This is a genomic window from Mycetohabitans rhizoxinica HKI 454 (assembly GCF_000198775.1).
In the GTDB taxonomy this organism is placed as follows: Bacteria; Pseudomonadota; Gammaproteobacteria; order Burkholderiales; family Burkholderiaceae; genus Mycetohabitans; species Mycetohabitans rhizoxinica.
Map to the genome: position 1 here is coordinate 2630633 of NC_014722.1, position 22694 is coordinate 2653326.

At 61.9% G+C, this 22694-nt stretch carries 25 protein-coding genes and 1 tRNA gene; 10 read left to right on the forward strand and 16 right to left on the reverse strand.

The genetic code is table 11. The annotated features are described in order from the left end of the window. Positions 1-317 precede the first annotated feature (317 nt). The 5 genes from RBRH_RS11645 to RBRH_RS11665 all read right to left on the reverse strand — a co-directional run bounded on the left by RBRH_RS11645 (position 318) and on the right by RBRH_RS11665 (position 2788). Positions 318-393 (reverse strand) — tRNA-Ala (locus RBRH_RS11645). Positions 394-449: 56 nt separating this feature from the next. Beyond that, positions 450-863: a c-type cytochrome gene (locus RBRH_RS11650; RefSeq protein ID WP_013436502.1), complete on the reverse strand. Its 414-nt coding sequence runs from the start codon at positions 861-863 to the stop codon at positions 450-452. Then, a complete protein-coding gene (locus RBRH_RS11655; RefSeq protein ID WP_041753902.1) occupies positions 860-1645 on the reverse strand; it encodes a BON domain-containing protein in 786 nt (261 codons plus the stop codon). Before RBRH_RS11655 ends, RBRH_RS11650 begins: the two co-directional genes overlap by 4 nt. 22 nt (positions 1646-1667) lie before the next feature. After that, positions 1668-2255, reverse strand: coding sequence for an SIS domain-containing protein (locus tag RBRH_RS11660; RefSeq protein WP_041753903.1), 588 nt, complete (start codon positions 2253-2255; stop codon positions 1668-1670). Positions 2256-2287: 32 nt separating this feature from the next. Beyond that, positions 2288-2788, reverse strand: coding sequence for a YraN family protein (locus tag RBRH_RS11665; protein WP_013436505.1), 501 nt, complete (start codon positions 2786-2788; stop codon positions 2288-2290). 23 nt (positions 2789-2811) lie between these two features. On the opposite strand from RBRH_RS11665, the gene rsmI reads away from it, so the two are divergent. Beyond that, positions 2812-3696 (forward strand): 16S rRNA (cytidine(1402)-2'-O)-methyltransferase, encoded by an 885-nt coding sequence (gene rsmI, locus RBRH_RS11670; RefSeq protein ID WP_041754569.1) that lies wholly within the window; start codon positions 2812-2814, stop codon positions 3694-3696. A 61-nt stretch (positions 3697-3757) separates the two neighbouring features. Here the strand turns inward: rsmI and RBRH_RS11675 are convergent, their stop codons facing one another. Further along, positions 3758-4303 (reverse strand): septal ring lytic transglycosylase RlpA family protein, encoded by a 546-nt coding sequence (locus RBRH_RS11675; RefSeq protein ID WP_415878031.1) that lies wholly within the window; start codon positions 4301-4303, stop codon positions 3758-3760. A 685-nt stretch (positions 4304-4988) separates the two neighbouring features. On the opposite strand from RBRH_RS11675, the gene RBRH_RS11685 reads away from it, so the two are divergent. Next, positions 4989-5636: an MBL fold metallo-hydrolase gene (locus RBRH_RS11685; RefSeq protein ID WP_041753906.1), complete on the forward strand. Its 648-nt coding sequence runs from the start codon at positions 4989-4991 to the stop codon at positions 5634-5636. A gap of 11 nt (positions 5637-5647) precedes the next feature. After that, positions 5648-6328, forward strand: a complete 681-nt coding sequence (locus tag RBRH_RS11690) for a 3'-5' exonuclease family protein (protein WP_157864443.1) — start codon at positions 5648-5650, stop codon at positions 6326-6328. 35 nt (positions 6329-6363) lie between these two features. Here RBRH_RS11690 and RBRH_RS11695 read toward each other — a convergent pair whose 3' ends face one another. After that, positions 6364-7497: a glycosyltransferase family 4 protein gene (locus RBRH_RS11695; RefSeq protein ID WP_013436510.1), complete on the reverse strand. Its 1134-nt coding sequence runs from the start codon at positions 7495-7497 to the stop codon at positions 6364-6366. A 241-nt stretch (positions 7498-7738) separates the two neighbouring features. Here RBRH_RS11695 and RBRH_RS11700 point away from each other — a divergent pair, with 241 nt between their 5' ends. After that, positions 7739-8197 (forward strand): Lrp/AsnC family transcriptional regulator, encoded by a 459-nt coding sequence (locus RBRH_RS11700; RefSeq protein WP_013436512.1) that lies wholly within the window; start codon positions 7739-7741, stop codon positions 8195-8197. A 45-nt stretch (positions 8198-8242) separates the two neighbouring features. Here RBRH_RS11700 and RBRH_RS11705 read toward each other — a convergent pair whose 3' ends face one another. The 3 genes from RBRH_RS11705 to RBRH_RS11715 all read right to left on the reverse strand — a co-directional run bounded on the left by RBRH_RS11705 (position 8243) and on the right by RBRH_RS11715 (position 11123). Continuing rightward, the gene (locus RBRH_RS11705; protein ID WP_013436513.1) at positions 8243-9409 is read right to left on the reverse strand and encodes a cation diffusion facilitator family transporter; all 1167 of its coding nucleotides are present in this window, start codon (positions 9407-9409) and stop codon (positions 8243-8245) included. Between the two features lie 402 nt (positions 9410-9811). After that, entirely contained in the window at positions 9812-10111 is a 300-nt protein-coding gene (locus RBRH_RS11710; protein WP_041753907.1) for an H-NS histone family protein, read from the reverse strand. Positions 10112-10463: 352 nt separating this feature from the next. Then, positions 10464-11123, reverse strand: coding sequence for a HugZ family pyridoxamine 5'-phosphate oxidase (locus tag RBRH_RS11715; protein WP_013436516.1), 660 nt, complete (start codon positions 11121-11123; stop codon positions 10464-10466). 382 nt (positions 11124-11505) lie between these two features. On the opposite strand from RBRH_RS11715, the gene RBRH_RS11720 reads away from it, so the two are divergent. Beyond that, positions 11506-12708: an MFS transporter gene (locus tag RBRH_RS11720; RefSeq protein ID WP_041753908.1), complete on the forward strand. Its 1203-nt coding sequence runs from the start codon at positions 11506-11508 to the stop codon at positions 12706-12708. Positions 12709-12816: 108 nt separating this feature from the next. On the opposite strand, the gene RBRH_RS11725 is transcribed toward RBRH_RS11720, so the two are convergent. Next, positions 12817-13962, reverse strand: coding sequence for a branched-chain amino acid ABC transporter substrate-binding protein (locus tag RBRH_RS11725; RefSeq protein ID WP_041753909.1), 1146 nt, complete (start codon positions 13960-13962; stop codon positions 12817-12819). A 440-nt stretch (positions 13963-14402) separates the two neighbouring features. Between RBRH_RS11725 and RBRH_RS11730 the strand changes: the two genes are divergently transcribed. Beyond that, positions 14403-15101: a dienelactone hydrolase family protein gene (locus RBRH_RS11730; RefSeq protein WP_041754570.1), complete on the forward strand. Its 699-nt coding sequence runs from the start codon at positions 14403-14405 to the stop codon at positions 15099-15101. A 37-nt stretch (positions 15102-15138) separates the two neighbouring features. Here RBRH_RS11730 and RBRH_RS11735 read toward each other — a convergent pair whose 3' ends face one another. From RBRH_RS11735 to RBRH_RS11740, 4 genes are read right to left on the reverse strand one after another with little or no spacing between them, the layout of a single operon-like run. Then, on the reverse strand, positions 15139-16383 hold the full coding sequence (locus RBRH_RS11735) for a multifunctional CCA addition/repair protein (RefSeq protein ID WP_013436521.1): 1245 nt from the start codon (positions 16381-16383) through the stop codon (positions 15139-15141). Between the two features lie 7 nt (positions 16384-16390). Beyond that, positions 16391-16540, reverse strand: a complete 150-nt coding sequence (locus tag RBRH_RS19120) for a hypothetical protein (protein WP_013436522.1) — start codon at positions 16538-16540, stop codon at positions 16391-16393. Beyond that, complete coding sequence (locus tag RBRH_RS19125) at positions 16537-16704, reverse strand: NAD-dependent epimerase/dehydratase family protein (protein WP_157864444.1); 168 nt, start codon at positions 16702-16704, stop codon at positions 16537-16539. Before RBRH_RS19125 ends, RBRH_RS19120 begins: the two co-directional genes overlap by 4 nt. 58 nt (positions 16705-16762) lie before the next feature. After that, entirely contained in the window at positions 16763-18736 is a 1974-nt protein-coding gene (locus RBRH_RS11740) for a lytic transglycosylase domain-containing protein (RefSeq protein WP_049786496.1), read from the reverse strand. 33 nt (positions 18737-18769) lie between these two features. Between RBRH_RS11740 and RBRH_RS11745 the strand changes: the two genes are divergently transcribed. Then, on the forward strand, positions 18770-19393 hold the full coding sequence (locus RBRH_RS11745; protein ID WP_041753910.1) for a 5-formyltetrahydrofolate cyclo-ligase: 624 nt from the start codon (positions 18770-18772) through the stop codon (positions 19391-19393). Positions 19394-19409: 16 nt separating this feature from the next. Here the strand turns inward: RBRH_RS11745 and RBRH_RS11750 are convergent, their stop codons facing one another. Then, positions 19410-19922 carry a winged helix DNA-binding protein gene (locus RBRH_RS11750; protein ID WP_013436526.1) on the reverse strand — a complete coding sequence of 171 codons (513 nt, stop codon included), beginning with the start codon at positions 19920-19922 and terminating at the stop codon, positions 19410-19412. Positions 19923-20111: 189 nt separating this feature from the next. Here RBRH_RS11750 and pxpB point away from each other — a divergent pair, with 189 nt between their 5' ends. The 3 genes from pxpB to pxpA all read left to right on the forward strand — a co-directional run bounded on the left by pxpB (position 20112) and on the right by pxpA (position 22654). Further along, on the forward strand, positions 20112-20765 hold the full coding sequence (gene pxpB, locus RBRH_RS11755; protein ID WP_041754572.1) for a 5-oxoprolinase subunit PxpB: 654 nt from the start codon (positions 20112-20114) through the stop codon (positions 20763-20765). Between the two features lie 67 nt (positions 20766-20832). Then, the gene (locus tag RBRH_RS11760; RefSeq protein WP_013436528.1) at positions 20833-21861 is read left to right on the forward strand and encodes a 5-oxoprolinase subunit C family protein; all 1029 of its coding nucleotides are present in this window, start codon (positions 20833-20835) and stop codon (positions 21859-21861) included. 16 nt (positions 21862-21877) lie between these two features. Next, the gene (gene pxpA / locus RBRH_RS11765; RefSeq protein WP_041753911.1) at positions 21878-22654 is read left to right on the forward strand and encodes a 5-oxoprolinase subunit PxpA; all 777 of its coding nucleotides are present in this window, start codon (positions 21878-21880) and stop codon (positions 22652-22654) included. Positions 22655-22694 lie beyond the last annotated feature (40 nt).

Genomic DNA, 22694 nt, shown 5'->3' on the forward strand with positions numbered 1-22694 from the left:
ACCATGACGAATGGTTTCGTGAACAAGCCAAACAAGGATTGAAGAAAGCTGACGCCCCGAACGTGCGCTGGATATCCCACAACGAAGTTGTCGAGCCCACGCTTCCGCTCGCGTGTTGAATGTCTTGATCTGTACTGGGTAGCCTTTACGTCGAACGCGGACCTGCCATTGAAGATCACCTCGACGGATGATAGATGCTGTTCACTGCGCCTCAAGTGCTGCACCCAGGCTTTGACAACCTAAGTGGCACAAAATTGGCGCAACCAGAATCTACCAAAGAAAAAGGGCCTAGCCATCGGCTAAGCCCTTGATTCTGTTGGTGGAGCGGAGGAGGATCGAACTCCCGACCTTCGCATTGCGAACGCGACGCTCTCCCAGCTGAGCTACCGCCCCACGTGAAGCGATAAGTATAGCAGAAATGCGGGCCCCGAAAGCAAGACGCTTACCCCCTACTTCCGCGGCGCCCCCGCCAGCACCCAATCCACCAACACCTTCGCCTCAGCCTCACTCAACCGAGGTTGCGACGGCATCGGAATCGGTCCCCATACCCCTGCTCCACCCTGCACGACCTTCTTAACCAGCCGCGCGGGCGCCGTCGCATCTGCCTTATACCGTTGAGCAATCTGAGCAAAGCTGGGCCCGACGAGTTTGCGCTCGATGGCATGGCAACCAAAGCACGCATTCTGCTTCGCCAGGGTCTGCGCGCGCTCGGCATCATACGCCTGCACGCCGGTGGCCGTCCCCGCCAGCACAACGGCTGTACCCCAACGCAACAGCCCCCCTCGAGCAACCTGAATCCACCCTGCAACCCAGCCCCGTGCCAACGCATCTGGCAGCCCCTGCTTGTCCATTCGGCTCATCAATTTGGTGCCTTCGGGTTACCCGGCTTGATCGCCGAGTTGGACACGGGTGCGGGCGGCTGTTGATCAAGCGGTTGCTCAGTTACCCCTGCCGGCGGCACTTCGCCCACCGTTGCCCCCGTCGGCTGCTCCGCCGCAGGCGCGGACGCCGCGCTGGCGTCGGATGCCGGCGCCGCCACCAGTGACTTCACATCCTCGGGCTTCACGTACTGAAACAGCTTGACGACCTGCTTCACGCCAGTCACGCGACTGACGACGTCCGCCCCTCGATTGCCTTCGTCAACCGTCACCAGGCCCATCAAGTAAACAATGCCGCGCTCCGTGGTCCATTTGTAATAGTTCGACGAAATCTCCTTGCTGCCGACCAATGCGGCTTGCACCTTGCTACTGATATACGTATCGCTGGTGCGCGAAGAAAACGAGCTTGCGGGCTGCACTGCCAACTCATTGGCAATACTGCTCACGTTGATGATGTCACGCACGATCGACTCGGCCTTTTGCTTCGCGACCTCATCCGGCACTTCACCGGTCAATAGCACGCGACGGTTATAGACCGTTAGGTTGACGTGGGCGGTGTCCGGCAATGCATCGCCGATCCGTTTCAATGCCTTGATTTGGATCTCCCGGTCCTCCGTCTGGGCCCCAAGCGTGCGCCGGTCAACGGCTATCAGCGTGCCGCCGGCCGCGCCGCCCAGCAACAGTAAGCCGCAGCCCTGGAGCGATGACGCAAGGCCCACGGCCAGCACGGCATGCATAAGCGTTTTACGGACGCGAGTGGCAGTCATCGACAAACTCTCCCTGATTTAGTCAGTCTTCTTCCCCGAGCAACATTGCATCGATCCCATCGCACAAGCAGTGGATCGTCAGCAGCTGCAACTCATGAACCCGCACTTGACGCTGCGCGGGCACGCAAATATGGATGTCGGTATCGAGCAGCGCTTGGGACAGCGGCCCGCCGCCGGCCCCGGTCAACGCGACGACGATCATCTCCCGCTCATGCGCAGCATCGACGGCTGCAACCAACGCCGGTACATCATCGTGCCCGGCGATCGCCAGCAGTATGTCGTCGCCGTGCCCTAGCGACCGCACCTGACGTGCGAAAACCTCGTCATACGCCTGCGTGCCGCCGCACACTCTCATCAAATCATCATTGGCCAGGGCAAGCGCCGGCAGCCCCGGACGATCGCGCTCGAAACGAGCGACGAGCGCTGCTGCGAAACGCTGCGCGTCCAACATGCACGCGCCATCCCCGCACGCCAGGATTTTGCCGCCGTTCGCCAGTGTCGCGAACATGGCATCGATCGCCGCGGCAATCGGCACTCCCAGCGCGTCCAATGCAGTCAATTGCAACTCCGCGCTCTCGCGGAACTGCCGCTGAATTCTCTCGATCGACATCAATTGCTCACGCTCGTTTCTCGCCCGCGAGTTTACCGCAGTCGCGGATCTTCGCTGAAGGCATCGACAACCCACGTCAGTTGGCCACCCTCGAACGCGACGATGTCAAACCGGCAAGGCGGCACCGCCCGCAGGCGCCCACCTACCAGGCGCGTAGCCAGGAAAGCCCGGGCGGCGGCCATCAGGCGGTATTGCTTGCGCACATCGACACTGGCGAGTGCTCCACCATAATCGGAGCGATTGCGAGCACGGACCTCGACAAATACGATCATCCCATCGGTGGTCCGCATAACAAGGTCAATCTCTCCGCGCCGATAACGTACGTTGCGCGCTACCAGCGCCAACCCGTGGCGGCTCAAATGGCGCAGCGCATGCGACTCGAAAACACGGCCGATCCGCTTCGACACCGGCCGGCGCGAAAAGTTGTCCAGCGGTCCCCCGGTCCGCTTCGGTTGCGCCGGTTGTGTCACCGGCCGGGCGGTACCAGTCGCTATGCCACGTCGTGGCACAATGGCGGGCGCTTCGTTGCTCATCGCTTCTCCTGAGGTATTCCTTGATCGATCCCCTCGTGCTTGCCGAGTACCAACACTATCCGGCACCAGCGCTTTATGTGATGGCGACGCCGATTGGCAATATCGCCGACATCACGCTCCGCGCGTTGCATGTGCTTGCGCTGGTGGACCGCATTGCGGCGGAAGACACGCGCAACACGGCACAACTGCTCGCGCGTTACCAAATTACGCGCCCCTTGCTGGCGGTTCACGAACACAACGAACGCGAAGCCGCACAGCGCGTCGTTGATTTCCTGCGCGCGGGCGAGCGTATTGCATACGTGTCGGACGCAGGCACGCCTGGCATCTCGGATCCGGGCGCACGGCTGGTCGACGCAGTACGCGACGCAGGATTGGACGTGGTGCCGATACCGGGCGCCAGCGCGGTGACCGCTGCGCTGAGTGTGACCGGCGATTGGGCGAGCACGTTTACCTTCGCCGGCTTCTTGCCGACCAAGCCGAAGCAACGGGCCACCCGGCTCCAGGCACTGGCGTCGCGTGAAGAAGCGCTTGTTTTCTATGAGGCGCCGCACCGCGCGCTCGAGACCGTACGCGCGTTGGCCGAAACGCTTGGCCCATCGCGTCGAATGTTGATCGCGCGAGAAATCACCAAGCTACACGAGAGCCTGCATCAGTGCAGGCTGGCCGAAGGGCCAGCATGGCTTGCCGCGGATCCGAACCGGCTGCGTGGCGAGTTCGTCCTTGTGGTCGAAGGTGCTGGCGCACCCACGCAAAGTGACGCGCACCAGCACGACGCAATACTGACGACATTGCTGGACGAAGTGCCGGTCAGCACCGCGGTCAAACTGGCAGTCGCGCTAACGGGCGCATCACGTGGCGTGCTCTATGCACGTGCGCTGGAATTGAAAAAGGACGGATTGGGAAGATAAAAAAGCCGCGGTTAAACCGCGGCCCGGGACAGAGCATACTTGCCCAAACTCGCAGTTTCGCTCATCTGGCCGACGCGAGTTGCTCGGCCATCGCTACGCGAGCCTCGTCGCGCGACAAGCCTTGCAGCCGGACTCTTGCGGTCCCGGAATGCTGCAGCCCAAGCGCACTCGCCGCCGCCTGCGACAGGTCAATGATCCGTCCGCTGTGATACGGCCCACGATCGTTAATCCGCACCACCACCGATCGCTTGTTCGCGACGTTGGTCACGCGCACGAATGACGACAGCGGCAAGCGCCGATGCGCAGCGGTCAACGCATTCTTGTCAAAACGCTCGCCGTTCGCGGTATGACGGCCATGGAAACGAGGGCCATACCAAGATGCGCGTCCCTCCTGCTTGAAGCCCGACACGTCAGGCGCATCCGCGACCAGCGGCTCGGCATCGGCATCGGCATCGGCAAGCAACGAGACATTACGTGTGGCCGCGTTGGCCGACGCATCGCCCGGCTTCCCGCGCGCAAGTGCATCCAGGACTGACTTTGCACGGCTCGACACCGACTGGACGATCGTCGTACCGCTTGCCCCCGCGCGTGCCATCGTCGGGCTCATCGTCGTTGGCTCTTTGCGACCGCCATCCGTCGCGCAACCGGCCAGCAGAAGGAGGGCACAAACGGTCCCATAACGTCGAGGCCATCGAGCTTTCATAGGTGCGTCTTCACTATCATGAGCCGCCACCAAGGGCCACGGCTCTGAGCGAACGAACGGATGCGCCACGGCACCGCGCAGACAAGCTGCGCACGGTGGGCGACGATCGCGAAACGGCAAGCGCCGTGGTCCGCCAGGTTTAAGGCACGTCTGGCCGCCTCTGTAAGGGGCGTCATCCAGACCCGAATCACCGCTGACGACGGCTACAACGATTGACATGGCGCTTGCTAAATAAGCGTCATGCCGATCAGCGGTGAAGGCTCCGTACCGGTGCCGGGCTACGCCGGGAAACAGGCGCCCCGCGCCCAACCGGATGGAACGTGTCGCATCGACTTACGATGCTAGATGCCGCCGCGTTTCGTACGCGGCGTTATGACGGCGCCCCTTTCTACTCCGCCGTGCGGTGCGGGGGCGTCCGACTTGATTGCACGATTAAGGTGCATGCCGGCCATTATATCCGATGGTGCAGATCGTCATTTTTACGCAATACGCCGCTGCGATCATGTAAACGCACGGATGCGCGTATCGGGACATGGCGACTACAATGTTGCCTTCACTCAGCCAGCCGCTCAGGGCGCTTTCAAATCCAATGCAAGTCAAGCTGATTCCCGTCACTGCCTTCATGCAGAACTGCTCGCTGCTCGTGTGCGAGCAGACCCAACGCGCCGCCATTGTCGATCCGGGAGGAGATCTGGAGTTGATCCAAGCGCAGGTACAAAAGCGCGGCGCGAGCGTGGAAAAGGTGTTGTTGACGCACGGACACGTCGACCACTGCGCAGGTGCCCGTGCATTGGCCAACCACTACGGCGTGCCGATCGAGGGACCGCATCCGGACGAGCAATTCTGGCTGGCATTGCTGCCGCAGCAGAGCACGCGTTTCGGCCTGCCGGCAGCGCAAGCATTTGAGCCGGACCGCTGGCTACACGATGGCGATACCGTTCGGTTTGGCAATGAGATACTGGAGGTCCTTCACTGCCCAGGACACACGCCGGGACACGTGGTTTTTTTCAGCCGCGAACATCGACTTGCGCTAGTCGGCGACGTACTATTCGCGGGTTCGATCGGACGGACGGATTTCCCGCGCGGCAATCATGCGGACCTCATCTCGTCGATCCGTAAGAAGCTGTGGCCGCTCGGTGACGACGTACGCTTCGTCCCCGGACACGGTCCGATGTCGACCTTCGGCGAAGAGCGGCGCACAAATCCATACGTAGCGGACCACGTTACTGCCAGTTGACCCAACATTCAATGGACGAAATTTACGTTAGCACCGATATCGAGGCGGACGGCCCGATTCCCGGCCCGCATTCAATGCTGAGCTTCGCATCCGCGGCCTATACCGGGGACAAACAGCTGATTGCAACGTTTTCCGCCAACTTGGACACGCTGCCCGGCGCGTCCCCGCATCCGGTTCAGCACGCGTGGTGGAAAACGCAACCCGACGCTTGGGCAGCATGCCGTACGGATACGCGCGCGCCCGAAGAAGCACTGCCCGCCTATGTCGACTGGGTTGAGGCTTTACCCGGCAAACCTGTCTTCGTGGCTTATCCGGCCGGCTTCGACTTCACGTTTATGTTCTGGTACATGATGCGCTTTGCTGGCCGCTGCCCGTTCTCCTGGTCGGCGCTGGACATCAAGACGCTAGCGTTTGCGATGACCGGGCTGCCTTACCGGAAGACGATCAAGCCGAAGCTACCGAAGCACTGGTTCGACGCCCATCCGCACACACATGTCGCGCTCGACGATGCGATCGAACAGGGAGCGTTGTTTTGCAACATGCTTTCGGAGTTGCGCGTGCGCCAGGCGGCACATGTGCAATGGCTGGCGAGGGCAACGAACGACGGACCCGCAGAAACGACGCCTCTCGACCCGACAGCAGGCCCCGCGAAGTCCGAAACGGAACCCGGACAACAGGGCGGCGGCCGTTGAACCGTTGGCCGTTGCGTCACTAAACCGCCCAGCCGTCACGCTGCTGGCATGTCGGTGATCCTCAATCCAACCCGTCGCATCGCCGCTAGATAGCGCTCAATAACGATCCGTTCGTCGTAGCGCTGCTCGACCATTCGTCGCCCGCGTGCGCCCATGGTCGCGCGCGCGTCGGGCCCCATTTCAATGATGTGCTGGAGCTTGCGCGCCAGGTCGGCGGCATCCTTGGGCGCGCACAACAGTCCGTTTTCGCCGTCGACCACCACTTCCCGGCACCCGATCGCTCTCGTCGCCACTAGCGGCTTGGCCATCGCCGCGCCCTCCAGCAGTGTACGAGGCACGCCTTCGCGATAGGACGGCAGCACGACGCAGTCAGCGCGCGCGATGATATCGCGCACGTCTTGCGTCGTGCCGAGGTACTCGATCACGCCTTCGGCGACCCACGTGCGCATCTGCTCGGCACTGATCGCACTTGGATTGGCAACGTCGGTCGCGCCGAGCAATTGGAACACCGCCTGCGGATACACCGCACGGACAAGGCGGGCGGCCTCAACGTATTCGCCAACTCCCTTATCCCACAGCATGCGGGCAATCAGCAGAAAGCGCACGTGGCCGTCGGACACGCCCGCTGCACGCGGCGCGAAATGGGCGAGGTCGATGCCCTCGCCGGGCAACACCTGCGTCTTGGCCGGATCAACCAGTCGCTGCGCGACGAAGTCCTGCCAGTCGTCGCCGTTGAGGAACCACACCTCGCGCGGGAAACGAAAAGCGAAGCGGTACAGTGCCTTGGCCACGCGCGCGACGAGATTGGTATTGACGAACGCGTAGCCCAGTCCGGTAGTCACAGCGATACACGGCACACCAGCCAACTTGGCCGCGATCGAGCCATAGATGTTCGGCTTGATGGTGTAGTGGAACACCAGGTCAGGTTTCAGCGCACGGTAGCGCGTCACGAGCGTGCGCACCAACGCGAGATCGCGCATCGGGTTGGTGCCTTTCGCAGACAGCTCCAGCGGGATGACCCGCACGTTTAACTCGAGTGCGCGCGGCAACGTATCGTCAACGGGCGCCATCACGACGACATCAACCCCCATTCTGACCAGCGTGCGCAGCAGTCCTGGACGAAAGATGACAATGGACCACAGCGTATTAGCCACCAGCACGACGCGCATGATGAAAGAGTTTTTGGTTGAAGGCGCGCGCAGTCTAATGGAGCAGCCCGGCTCGCACAATTGCCAATCGCAAAAACGCCAGCCCGCGCGCCGACGCAGCGGATATGAACGTTATGAGTGAAAGTACCGCGCAAGCCTGCCGGACAGAGACCAAGTCACTCATCATAACCGATACGAATTGCGTTTTATTCGCGATTTATCTACCATCCAAGGAATAGAAACGCGCTAAAGGGAGGCACTCTTGGCACTCGATGCGTTTTCTCAAAAGATATTGCGCCTGCTGCAGCTCGATGCGCGCCGCTCGGTACAAGAGATTTCCGATCAAGTCGGTTTATCCAGTACGCCGTGCTGGCGAAGGATCAAGGAAATGGAGCAGTCGGGGGTGATCCAGCGCTACACTGCGTTGCTCGACCGGGAAAAGCTTGGATTACATGTGTGCGCGCTCGCCCATATCCATTTGACGCGCCATACTGAGGGCGGCGTGGAGCAATTCGAGCGGGAAATCGCGACCTGCCCGGAAATCACCGAATGCTATAGCACCACGGGCGAGGCCGATTACATCTTAAAAATCGTTGCAGCCGATATCAAAGCTTACGATGCGTTCTTGCACGAGCGCATTTTGACGATTCCAGCCGTCGCGCAAGTCCACACCAGCGTCGTACTGCGGGAAATCAAGTTCGACACGCAATTGCCGCTTTGATACAGTGTGCGCTGCGTAGTGACGGTGTACGCTGCATAGTGCGCGTCAGACCGTCGCATGCACCGCTGCCGAACCGACCATCTGCCGCAGCCGGATTTGGCACACACCAAGACGCCGGGCGACGGCATCGAGATCGAGCGCCTGAGTTAAGTCACGATCGCCGCCGGCTTGCGCGCCGCTGCCCGGTGCGAGCAGCAAGTCGAGTTCGACGCCGTGCCGCAGATAATGGATGTCGAACGACACGATCTGCACGCCGCGAGGGGAGAGTTCATGCTCCAGATTCTTGCGCAGCCGATCGCGCGGCGGCAACGCTTCCCACACGGTGCGCTCGTCGTCGTTCTCCGGATCGACGTGGATCAACGCATCAAGCACGTGCGGCTCCTTCAGTACACGCAGACGGGCTGTCTCCGCGATATAGTGCCCCTCAGAAACGGTGATTCGAGGTTCCACGAGAATATGGGCATCGACTAATGCCGCATCACCCATCTTGCGCGTTCTCAGTTCATGCACCCCTTGTACGCCAGGCGTCGATAGCAGCATTTCGCGGATCCGACGTGTCGTCTGCTCGTCCAAAGCCCGGTCCGATAAGTCCTGGAGCGCATCCCAGCCAAAAATCCAGCCCATCCGGACAATCATGAAGCCGACGACGGCGACCGCGATCGGGTCCAGCCACCGCCAGCCCGCCAGACTGCCGACGATACCGACCGCAACCACGAGCGAGGACGCGGCATCGGATCGGGCATGCCATGCATTGGCCACCAGCATCGCCGAACGCACCCGCTGCGCCTCGCGCAACATGTAGCGGAACAGTAATTCCTTGGAAAACAACACCGCCACGGCGACGACGAGCGCAGACACATGCACGGGCGGGATTCCATCGAGATCGGTGATGCGCTGCGCGCCGCGCCACATCATGCCGACGCCCACGACGATCAGCAGGCTGCCCAAAAAAAGCGAAGCAACGGTTTCGTAGCGGCTATGACCGTAGTTGTGATCGGCGTCCGGGTGGGCCCCGCTGTGCCGATTGGCAATCAGCACGACGAAGTCGGACACGAGGTCGGCCAGCGAATGCACCCCATCGGCAATCAACGCTTGCGAATGGGCCAGCACGCCGACCACGATCTGCGTCACCATCAGTACCGTATTGAGTACGACGCTCACAACTGTGGATTTCTGCGCGACGACTTGGCGCTCGGGCAACAGGGCGGTCATGAAAAACAGATAAGGGCAATGAAGACCATCGACTGGATGGCTATTTTATCAGCCCAACCCAGCTTGCGCCGCTTTTACGGTTTTTTTCACAATAAAATCATCGCCTTACGATGATGTGACGCATTCTCATTCCACGTTTGCAGCACGCTACAGAGTTATCGCGTGCAATCCGCAGTAACCATTAGGGTACACAGCCGGCATGGTGTTAGGTCCGGCATAGTTTGAAGCCCAGTATAGTTTGCGGCCCCGCATGATTTGGGGCCAGTATGGTTTGCACCCGGCTTGGTTTGGAGTGCAGCAATAAAAAAAGGCCAGTGGCCCCTGTCGGGCACACGGCCTTCTCTTTTTGGGCAATCCGTGGTTCGGCATGCCCCGCTACAACCGCTTGTGGGACTTCCTGACTTATTGCTGAATCAAATACTGATCCCGATTCTTTCCAGCAATCCACTTCGGCGGTTTGCCACGACCCGACCACGTGCTGCCACTGGCAGGATCGCGATATTTCGGCGCGACACCTGCACGAGGCCGTCCCGCCTTCGCCAGCTTGCCCCGGCCAAAACCGAGATCAGCCAGAGTAATACCATAATCGGCCATCTTTTGTTTGATGTCGTTAACAACTTCAGCAAACTCTTTGGCCTTTGCCTCTTCGATTTGCTTTTCCAGCTTTTCACGCTGTGCAAGAAGCTCTTTGTACGATGACATAGGGGTCCTTGGATAGTAGACACGACTCGGTTCTACGCCCGTTAAGTCGCTCCAATAGAGATCACCTCGGATAGTACTAGGTGAATTTAACACAAAATGCGACTGGGACAAATAGCTGATATACAGATTCAGCGCCCAAGTTCAATTTTATTCGACAAACCGCTAAGGCGCGAGCCCTTGCGTATTGATTAGTCCAGTTTTTCCCGACTACTGGGAAGCGAGGCACTATTCTAACTGTCGACGAACGGTCAGATTAATTAATACGCTGGAATTTAACCCATTCAGCAGAAGAATACGCATGCGTTCGTGTTGCGAATCATTTCTCGTAGCGAACGCGCCACCGTCCGGGAAGTCAGCCGAGACGACGCAACTCGGCGGCGAGCGCCGCGTGCAACGTCTCCAGATCGTTTTGCGGCTCGTTCAGCGCCACGCGTGCGCGGCGGCCGTGCTGCACCCAATCCGCGCCGAAGCGATCGACTCCAAGCAGGCGGAAACCGCGTGCCGCCGCGTCGCCCGGCGTCAACGCGTCAATCAACGCCTGCTCTTCGTGCTCCGCAAGCGCAGGAAAGCCATCCCATTGCGCGGCGTCCAGCCATCCCATTGCGCCAAATCCGCCGATGTAGCGGATGCGCTGCGGCCTGAGCAGGTAAAACACAAAGTCGCCCAGCGCTAGATATCGCTCAGCCTCCGGGTGATAGCGCAAATACCGACGCGCTAGCGTCCCCCCTGCCTCATCGGTCGGCTCAAACCGTCCGACTATCGTAACCCGTTCGGTATTCGACACGTCGAGCGCGGGATCGTAGACGAGAAAACCCGCGCGCGAATCCGCGACAAGATTGCGCGTATGCTCGGCCAGACGACTGACTAGGACAACCGGACAATGGTGTGCATCCGGCGCGTAGGGCAAGACCGTCGGAAAGGGAAAACCTGCTGGTTGGCGGGCATGCGTCGCCAACATTCCCACCGATTGGGCGTGCAGCAGCTGAATCGGAGCGGTTACAGGGATGTTCAAGAATCACCTCGATTAGTCACACTGCCGTCGCTCACGGGCGACGGGTCCTATTCTTTTCCCGCGCGGTTACCTGTGACGGGCGTTCTACTGTGCCGCGGCCCCGGCATTGTGCTGCACGACATGGGACACGACACGACACGACACGACACAGCACAGCACAGCACAGCACAGCACAGCACAGCACAGCACAGCACAGCACAGCACAGCACAGCACAGCACGCAATGATCTTAACGGCTCACTGGCGACGCGGGTATCAAGCGTTCGCTAAAATAAGTAATCTTGCCGCATGTTGGACGCGGCCCCGTTCACTTCAGCTTGGCGCAGCTCCATTTGGCGGGCTCGCCACGGGGTTTATTTGTGCCCAATCAATACTCTTCGAATATGCCTGACTCGGCCGCCACGTCACCCTCCTCCTTCACCGCGCGGCGACTGCCGCGCTCGGCGCTATGGCGCGCGCGCATCGCGACGATGGCGGTCTTCTTCGTGAGCGGCATGCTGTACGCGTCGTGGGGCGTGAACATACCGACGGTACGCGACAAATTTGCACTAGACGCCGCACAATTGTCTGTTGCGCTATTTGCAGTGGCCGGCGGTTCGATTGCGGCGATGCTGCGCGTCGGGTCATGGCTTGCCAAGGTAGGTACGCGCCGCGCGTATCTGATTGCCGGCCCCGCGATGGGGATCAGTGCGTCGCTCGTGCTCACCATGCCTTCCTATATTGCACTGCTGGCCATGCTCGCGCTGTTCGGGGTCACGATGGCCACCGTCGATGTCGCGATGAATGCCGAAGCCAGCGCGATCGAAAACGCCGCCGCCAAGCCGATCATGTCGTCGTTGCACGGCATGTGGAGCGTCGGCGGCATGGGCGGGGCTGCTGCCGGTGCGGCGTTGCTTGGCCTAGGTATCGCCCCTGAGCTGCACATGGCTGTGGTGTCATTGATAGCCACCGCAGTCCTACTCGCGACGCGCGGCCTCGCGTTGCCGCATGTCGCCGAGAAACGGCATCCGCCGCAGCCGGGCAAGCCACGCAGCGGCTCGCGCGATTTGGTGCTGCTCGGCAGTGTCGCGCTGATCGCGCTGATCGCCGAGGGTGCCATGTACGACTGGACGAGTGTTTATATGCACGACATCGTGCTGACCAGCCCCGCTTTTGCAGGTATTGCGTACGCGTCGTTTTCAGCCGGCATGGCCATCGCACGATTCGCGGGCGACTGGGTTCGCGCCCGTCTCGGCGCACCCCAACTCGTCGGCATGAGCGCATTGCTCGCCTGTGCCGGCATAGTGATCGCGTTGCTGCTGCCTTTCCCCTATATCGTGCTGACCGGCTTCACGTTGATGGGACTCGGAATGGCGAACATGATGCCGGTACTGTTTGCCGCGGCGGCCAACGTCAAAGGCGTGCGCGCCGCGCAGGGCTTGGCGCGCGTTGCGGGAACGGCCTATGTGGGGCTGCTGGTTGGCCCTGTGCTGATCGGTGGCGTGGCCCAAGCCACGACGCTACCGATTGGACTATCGGTTGTCGCGCTGTGCGCAGCGCTGGTCGCCGTCGTCGGGCCGCGGATCCTAAAACGCGTCGGACTGTGAGCCGGTCCTACCCCTATCGCTTGGAATTTCCGACGCGCTCTGATTCGCGTTAAAAATTAAATAAACCTCATTGCCCAGCGTCCGATGCTCGGCAACCCATCGGCCAGGTTACATCTTCACCACATCCAGCACCGACTTCTTGCCGGCTTTGTAGTGATACAGCGAGATCACGCCGTGTTTGAGGTCGCCCTTCGCATCGAACGTGGTCTCGCCGATCACGCCCTTGTAATCGGTATTCGGCATCGCGGCCAAAATCTTCGCCGGATCGATCGAGTTGGCGCGCTTCATCGCGTCGGCAATGATATACACCGCATCGTAGGTGAACGGCGCATAGAGCTGAATCGACTGGCCAAAGCGCTTTTCATACTTGGCCTGGAACGCCTTACCACCGTCCATCCGCTCGAGCGCCATGCCTGCTTCCGAGCACACAACGTTGCCGGTGGCGTCGCCCGCCAGGTCCGGCAGCTTGTCGGTACACACGCCGTCGCCCGCGAGAATCTTGGCGCGCAAGCCGAGTTGCTTGGCCTGCTTGGCGAACGGACCACCGGTGGCGTCCATGCCGCCGTACATGATCGCATCCGGGTTCTCGCCTTTGATCTTGGTCAGGATCGCGCGGAAGTCCACGGCCTTGTCATTGGTCGCCTCATGCGACATCACCTTCAGGCCGAGCGACTTGGCTGCCTTCTCGAATGCGTTGGCCAAGCCCTGCCCGTACGCCGTCGAGTCATCGACGATCGCCACGGACTTGATCTTTAGGTTCTTGGCCGCGTAATTGGCCAACGCCGGGCCTTGCTGCGCATCGGTCGCCACCACACGATACGTCGTCTTGAAACCCTGTTGGGTGTACGCGGGATGGGTCGCCGCCGGGGAAATCTGCACGATGCCCGCATCGCGGTAGATCTTAGAGGCCGGGATCGACGTACCCGAGTTGAGGTGACCAACCACGCCCACGACCTTGTCGTCGACCAGCTTTTGCGCGACCTGCGTGGCGGTGCGAGGGTCGGCTGCATCATCCTGTGCATCTAACTCGAGCTTGACCTTCTGGCCATGAATGATGAGCCCCTTGACGTTGATTTCCTCGACAGCCAGCCGGGCACCGTTTTCGTTGTCCTTGCCTAGGTGAGCGATACCACCGGTCAACGGCGCGACGTGACCGATCTTGACGATCGTATCCGCCGACGCACTGGTGGCAAAGGCGGCGCACAGCATGGCCGCAGCCCTAACCGGCAGCAACTTGTGAAGCGTGATGGTCATGTCAATCTCCCGTTTCGGTCCCAGAATGTCGGCGCGCCTGCCCCGCGCCAGGTCAGATGTCGAAACACTGACGCGAGCAGCCGCGCCTGATGCATCGTCATGCACTTGACAAGCCTGAACAACACGCGTTCTGAACAAGCAACGTCACCCACTGCGCACCAGTGTAGGCTATCCAATTAATTTAGGGGAATACGTTGAGATCGTGAAAGCCCCACTAACGGCAGACTATTGCTGAATATCAACAAATACACGTCACGGGAAAATCCGTTATTTTTACAACACGTCAACCAGTCATTTGTGCATACCTCGCCGCCGATCGCGTATTCAATTCCAGGCACAGCCGCAACGCGACGCACCGGCGATGCGCGCGCAAAAAATGAAATGGTGGCACACTGATCAACCCTTTCCATTCGGTTCTTTTTAGCGACTTGGAGATCAATGTGACTACGCATTCGACATGGCATGACATTGCCACCGACGACGGAACGTTCCAGGCGTATCTCGCGCTCCCGCATACTGGCAAGGGTCCCGGGATCGTACTGATCCAGGAGATCTTCGGCGTCAATCAGCACATCCGCGAAGTGGCCGACCAGTATGCGGCGGACGGCTACGTGGTATTGGCGCCAGACATTTTCTGGCGCAGCGAGCCGCGAGTCGAACTCGGGTACGAAGACACGGACCGCAGCCGGGGCATCGCGCTGATGCAGCAGGTCGACTTCGGCAAGACGCTGAAGGATCTTGCAGCGACCGCGCAAGCGCTGCATGCGCTACCAGAACAAGATGGCAAGATCGCCGCGATCGGCTACTGCTTCGGCGGGCTGCTCGCCTACAACATGGCCGCGCACGGCTCGGTAGACGCCGCGGTCGCCTATTATGGCGGCGGCATCCAAAACCAGTTGGACCGTGCGGCACAGGTGCATATGCCGATACTGTTTCACTATGCCGAGCAGGACACGAATATCCCGCTATCCGCGGTGGGCCAAGTCAAGGAGCGCTTCACGGGCCGGGACAATGCCCAGTTCCATCTGTACTCGGGCGCACACCACGGCTTCAACTGCCCACATCGCGCGACTTACCAGCAACGCGCAGCCGCGTTGGCTCATGGGCGCACACTGACTTTCCTGGCCGAACACCTGTAGCCGACCGGGCCATAGGATGGGGTGGTAGGCACGCACGCTACCGTGCGCTCTCACGTATCGCGCACTCGACGGCCTGCACGCGCGCCGCATGCACGGCCTCCTTGATGCGGGCCGGCTCGCCGACCATGCGTTGCGCGATGGCGCCGGCGTCGACGCCGCGAGCGGCCATCAGCGCGACGCGCAGTCGTTCGGCCTGCGGATAAGGATGGGACGCAAAATTCAGGCGCCCGCGCAAGTCCGCCTCGCAGGCCTGTAGCGCCTGCGCAAACCGAGCAGGCTTACGTAGTGCGTCGCTGCGCTCGAGCATGCGTACCAGCGCAGCCGCCCCCATCTCCATCACGCGATGGACGTTGCCGTGTTCGCGCGCCACCAACACCGCCAAGTCGCGACAATCGTTGGGAACCCTGAGACGTTCGCACAGCGCAAGGATGTGCTCAACACTACGCGCCTCATGTCCAATGTGGCGCGGCAGCACATGGGGTGGCGTGTCGGCCTTGCCCAGATCGTGCGTGAGCGCGGCAAAGCGTACCGGCAGCGCATAGTGCCGCGCCGCCGCGTAGTCGATCACCATCATCACATGCACGCCAGTATCGACCTCCGGATGATAGTCGGCACGCTGTGGCACGCCGAATAGCCTCGCCACTTCGGGCAGCACGCGCTCCAACGCGCCGCATTGGCGCAGCACCTCGAACATCCGCGACGGCTCGGGTTCCATCAAGCCGCGCGCGAGTTCCTGCCATACACGCTCGGGCACCAGCGCATCGACTTCACCCGCTTCGACCATCTGCCGCATCAACGCCAGCGTCTGCGGCGCAACGGTGAAATCGGTGAAGCGCGCGGCAAAGCGCGCCACGCGCAGAATGCGCACCGGGTCCTCGGCGAACGCGTCACTGACATGGCGAAACACACGTGCCTGGAGATCCGCCTGGCCGTTGAACGGATCGATCACGGGCCCGTGCAGCGTGCCATCGGGCAACACCGCCCGTGCCATCGCATTAATGGTCAGATCGCGCCGGGCCAGGTCCTGCTCCAGCGTCACGTCCGGCGCATAGAAAAACTGGAAACCGTGATAGCCGGCTGCCGTCTTGCGCTCCGTGCGCGCCAACGCATATTCCTCCTGCGTGCGCGGGTGCAGGAATACCGGAAAGTCTTTGCCGACGGGGCGAAAGCCCTGCGCCATCATCTGCTCGGGCGTCGCCCCCACCACCACGTAGTCACGATCCTGCACCGGCTTGCCCAGCAACTCGTCGCGGATGGCACCACCCACTGCGTATACATTCATCAGCCGTTCACCTTTTCCCGGTCATGCGCTTCATGCTGTAGCGCGCCTCGCGCGTCGCACCGGCCAGATACAGCAGCGCCACGCTCTGCACGCTTGCAGGCTCGGGTATGCCCAGTTCCGGCGCAATGCCCGCATGCGCGACGCTATCGATACTCATCGTATCCAGGTTGTCACGTCAACCGGCAGCCGTGTCAGATGCGCGGCATGTTGACGCCGGCGCGTCGCGACGATGACCCGCTTGCCCGCATGAACCAGCGCGTTCACGATATAGCGGCCGATGAACCCGGACGCGCCAAGCACTACAACGCTCATGTGTCGCATGATTCGCCTCCCGAAGTGAGCACGACGCGCAATGCCCGCGCTCGCGCACCATAATTCGTCACGGCGCGGGCAGGATCACACCCAGGCGCGCCTTCAGCGACTGCGGCTGGCCCTCGAACAGCGCGCCATAGTAGGTCGTGTTCGACAGCACGTTCTTCACATAATCCCGCGTCTCTGAAAACGGGATAGTTTCCGCAAAGATCGCGCCTTCCACTGGCCGGTTAAAACTCTTTTGCCACTGGCGCGGCCGGCCGGGGCCGGCGTTGTAGCCAGCCGTCGCGAGCACGGCCGAGCCGTCGAACTGATTGTAGATCATCGACAGATAGTTCGTGCCGAGCAGGATGTTCGTGTTGATGTCGTTCATCTGCGCACGCGACAGCCTGCCCAGGCCGATTTTTTTGGCGACCATCTGCGCGGTAGCCGGCATCAGCTGCATCAAGCCGCTCGCGCCGACGCCAGAGCGTGCGTTGATGATGAAGCGCGACTCCTGTCGCATCAACCCATATGCCCATTCGATGTCCAGCCCATTCTGCTGCGCATCGCGCTCGACCGTCTGGCGGAACGGCGACAAGTAGCGCAGCGTGAAGTCGTGCTGCAATTGCGTGCGCTCCGCGATGTTCACCGCGCGGTCGTACAGTTGGATGCGACGCGCATACTCGGCGGCGGCGAGCAATTGCCGATCGCTCATCGGCCGCAGCGGCCAATTCCATTCGCGATTGCCTTCCAGACGCAGGTTCAGCGCGTAAAAGCGCTGCGCAAGCGCGAAGCCGGGCACCTTGCTCATCTCATCTACTTGCGCATCGGTGACCTCGGTGCGCGGTGGAACCGTCGTCTTGCGGCCGAGTTCCTCCGCGGCCAATTGGCTGTAGAAGTGGAACTGCGATGCGATCGATTCGTATTCCTGCGCTGCAGCCTCCTTGTCGCCGGCTTGCGCCAGCGCACGGGCATGCCAGTAGACCCACGCGGGCTGCGCGCGCAACGTCGGCGGCATCTGCTCAATGCTCCAGCGCACCATGGCCCAGTCGCCGACCATCAAGGCACTGCGCACCCGCCATTCGTAAGACGGCGGGCTTAATAGCGCGCCGGTCGTCAGGCGGTACCAGTGCGCGGCCGCCGGCAGCCGCTTGATGGCGCCCTGGTATGCGATCGTTCCCCAGCCAAGCGCACGCTCCTGGGGCGTGAGCGCTTCGCTGACCGACGCGAAGGTCGTCGCGGCCAGCGCTGGGTCATTGCGCGCCATCGCCGTGATCGCGACCAACGCCAATTGGTGTGCCGGTGTATTCGGCGCAATCCCGCGCGCCAAATACAGCGGCGCAGAGGACGTCGCCTGCTCGTACAGTACCGAATCGGGCCGGTCGCTGCCGAGCGCGTCGACAAGCTTGGACGCCAGGCTCGAGTAGCCTTGCTCGAGCGCCAGCCGGATCTGCGCCCATACGTCATCGGCGCTGAACTGGCCGCGCTGCGCCAAATCGGTGATCAGGTCGATGCAGCCATCGCCATACCATTTGGGCTCAACGAGCAGCGCACGCGCCGCGTCGGCGACATCCTGGCGCCGCGCCGCCTTGGAGGCGAGCGCGTAGCATTTGACCTGCGTATCGTCACCGAGCACGAACCGCGCATATTGCGCATCGAAATTGCGCCAATCATGGCGCGCGCCGAGCACTGTAAGGTAATCGTTGCGCATCCGGTCCGCAATCGCCTGACCCTCGTAGCGTGACAGGAAATCGAGCACCGGTGCGTCATTCGCATCGACACGCGCGTGGCCCTGGTCATCGAACAGCGTGGGCTTGATCTGGAAGTACGCCAGATATGACGCAACGGGATAATCGGGAATCAATGCCGCCAGCCGCGCGGCGCCGGCCGCGTCGTTCCTGCGTGCCGCCTCACGAAGCTGCACGAATATCTGGTCCGGATCGGACAGCACGGCGCCGGGCAGCGGCCGTACCGCACCAGCGCTGCCGCACACGACAAAAAGCGCCGCTGTCAACGCGCCTGCGACCGCGCGATATACTCGGTGAACACGCACGGGTATCTTCTTTTTCACGTTCAAACAAGGACTCCGCCAGTGGTCAAAAGCATAGCACGCGAGCCGGGGCTGCCGAGTGCAGAAAACGCAACGCGATCGTCGCTGAAGACGGCATTGCGCGCCAGGCTGCTAGCCGAACGTGAGCGCTTCGCCGACACGCCGCAGCGCACGCAGGCCGATGTCAAATTGGCGGCGCGCCTGGCTGATGTGTTGCGGCAGTATTCGCCGCGTTGCGTGGGCCTATTCTGGCCGGTTGCCGCAGAGTTCGACGCGCGACGCGTGGTCGCGCACTGGCTGAGCGGCGACGCCGCGCGGCGCGCGGCATTACCGGTTATCGTCGCGCCGCACGCGCCGATGGCCTACCACACGTGGACACCCGGCTCGCCGATGAAGGAAGGGCGTTATCGGATTGCCGTGCCGGCGCACGAAGACAGCATCGTGCCAGACTTGCTGCTCGCGCCATGTGTCGGCTTCGACGCATCACGGTACCGGCTCGGCTACGGCGGCGGCTATTTCGACCGGACGCTGGCCGCCTGGCCAGCACACGCGGGCTCGCCGGTTACGGTGGGGGTTGCATATGAATGCTCGCGGGCGGACTCGCTGCCGCACGAAGCGCACGACTTGCCGCTGGACATCGTCGTCACAGACGCGACCTGCTATTGATCGCCGCCCGGCGCGCTCAGAGCGACGTCGCAGCGCGCGCGGCTGTGTCGTAGAGGCCTGACGCGGTGCGCAGCAACTGCGCGGCGTCGCCGATCTGCCCGTTGTCCAAGCCGGCCTCGGCCAGCGTCGCCATCAAGCAACCCTCGCGCACCTCGCGATACTTCAGACAAAGCTTGCGGCCGGCCTCGGTCGCCGAAAAAAACACCTCCTTGCCGGATTTCTCGCTGGCCACGTAACCCCGCGCGACCAGCTTTTTCAGCGCGTACGTCGCCACGTGCGTATCCTCGATGTTCAGCACGAAGCAGATATCCGCCAGTTTCTTCTTGCGCTCGCGATGTGTCACATGATGCAGCAACGACACCTCGATTGCCGTCATGTCCTTGGCGCCCGCCGCGGACATGCAGCGCACCATCCAACGATCAAACGCGTGGCCCGCCAAGATTAATCCATACTCGAACTCAGACAGCTCTGCACTGGTTTCAGACATGAGGTGTTCTGACGAGACAATCTTCGTTGGCGTGCGGATCATGCCAGATGACCGTAGTTCGTTGCAGGGCCTTCAGTATAACGGCGGACAAGCGCTCAGCGATGTCTCGTGAAAACACTTATTGATAAATTCTCTATATTTTATTGACAATACGATATAAAAGTATGCCTGAGGCACGCGCGGATCCGCGTTCCCTTCACCAGAATGCATGGCTATGGAGGCGAATCAATGATGACTGCACCAAGAATTTTTCCGCTGGGCGATCAGGCACTCGTGTGCGAACTGCCGCCGCCAGCCACGCTCGCGTACCAGAAACGCGTGTGGCATGTGGCCCGGATGGCACGCGACTGGCCGCATGTGCTGGATGTGGTGCCTGGCATGAACAACGTCACCCTGGTGTTTGACCCGATACATGCCGATCCAGACGGGTTGGCGATACAGCTGCGCGGCGCTTGGGCGCGGGCCCCGGCCGAGGAGACAGCATGCCGCGTCGTCGAGATCCCGGTGCGCTACGGCGGCGAGGCCGGACCGGACCTGGAAAGCGTGGCGCGGCACACCGGCTACTCGCCCCGCGAAGTGGTCGAGCGGCACGCCGCCGGTGAATACGTTGTGTTTTTTCTCGGTTTTCAGCCCGGGTTCGCCTACATGGGTGGACTCGACGCAAGCCTGGCCACGCCGCGGCGGCACGAGCCGCGATTCGCGGTGCCGGCCGGATCAGTGGGCATTGGCGGCGAGCAGACCGGCATCTACCCGGCCACGTCGCCGGGCGGCTGGCAATTGATTGGGCGCTCGGACATGGTGCTATTCGATCCAGCCAGGACCCCGAGCACGGCACTGCTGCCAGGCGATAAAGTCCGCTTCATCATCGCGGAGGTGCTGGCATGAAAGACGCATGGGCATGGGTTTGCGCTGCGGCGCTACAGGCGCACCATGACTGGGCAGGGAGGCACGCATGATCGAGGTCATCCGCGCGGGGACGCTGACGACCGTCCAAGACCTGGGCCGCACCGGCCATCGCCAGTATGGCGTGTGCACCGCCGGCGCGCTCGACACCGTGGCGCTGCAGGTGGCCAACCGGCTAGTGGGCAACGTCCCGGGGGCGGCAGGGCTTGAATTGACCCTAGGGCCGGTGGTGCTGCGGTTCCCGCGTGCCGCACGCATCGCGCTGACCGGCGCCGACTTTCACGCCATGCTGGATGACCAGCCTGTCTACGCATGGCGCAGTCTGCCGGTGCAAGCAGGACAAACCTTGACGCTGCGCGCGCCGTCGATCGGCATGCGCGGCTACTTGGCGATTGCTGGCGGCATCGATGTGATGCCGATGCTCGGCTCGCGCTCGACGGATCTGGGCTCGCATTTCGGTGGTCTCGCGGGGCGGGCATTAAAGGACGGCGATCGCTTGCCGGTCGCGCCCCTGCCCGCGAGCGCGCGCAACCCCGCATTTAGCCCGGAAGCGCCGGCGTTTGGCGTCAAGCCACCATCGTGGTGCGCACTGGAGCATCTTGCAGAAGGTACCGGTCAACGGCTCGGCGCCATCGCGACGCGCGTGCGGGTCATACCCGGCCCCGAATATGCCAGCTTTTCGACACAGGCCCACGCCGCGTTCTGGAACGAAGACTGGTCGATCACGCCGAACAGCAATCGGATGGGCTTCCGGCTGGCCGGCCCAATGCTGGAACGGCAAAGCCCGATCGATCTGCTGTCGCACGGCGTGCTGCCGGGCACCATCCAGGTGCCACCGAATGGGCAGCCGATCGTGCTGATGAGCGACGCCCAGACCACCGGCGGCTACCCGCGGTTCGGCAGCGTGATTGCCGCGGACCTGTGGCTGCTCGCGCAGGCCCGGTTGAACCAACGGGTTCATTTCATCCAATGTTCTTTGGAGCAGGCACGCAACGCACTGGTAGAACTCAACAAATATCTGCGCCATATCGAGCTGGCCATTGCACTACAGCAGGAGCGCTGTAAGGCTGCGGCATGAATTGAAGGCAGGGGACATGGAAGTCGATCTGAACGCCGATCTCGGCGAGGGCTGTGGCAACGATGAAGCGCTGCTCGAACTAGTCAGTTCGGCGAACATCGCCTGCGGCTGGCATGCGGGCGGCCCCAGCATCATGCGGCAGAGTGTTCGCTGGGCCATCGAGAAAGGCGTGGCGATCGGCGCGCACCCCAGCTTCAACGATCCGGAGCATTTCGGACGTGCCGAGATAGACCTACCGCCCTCCGATGTCTATTCCGGCATGTTGTACCAACTCGGCGCCCTTGCCGCGATCGTGCATGCCGAAGGTGGCAAAGTAGCTCACGTCAAGCCTCATGGCGCCCTGTACAACATGGCCGCGCGCGATATCACGCTGGCCAATGCGATCGTTGCCGCGGTGCGCAACTTTGACCCGTCGTTGGCCGTGTTCGGTCTGGCGAACAGCCGCCTGATCGAAGCAGCCCGGCGCGCTGGGCTGCTCGCGATCGAAGAAGTGTTCGCTGATCGTGGCTACCTGTCTGATGGCTCGCTGGTGCCACGCAAGCTGCCCGGCGCGCTGCTCGAAGACGAGGACACGGTGTTGGAGCGCACGCTAGCGATGATCCGGGACAAGCGCGTGAGGTCCGTGGACGGGCAGTGGGTGATGCTGAACACTCAGACGATCTGCTTGCACGGCGACGGGCCGCACGCGCTCGAATTTGCCCGCCGCATCCGCGCGCGGCTGGCAAATGAAGGCATCCGGGTTCACGCAGCCCGCCACGTCGCGATGGTGGCGGGCTGCGCACCCGATGCTTGACAACACAGCCCGGTCCATGAAGCCGGGTTTTTTATGCTTG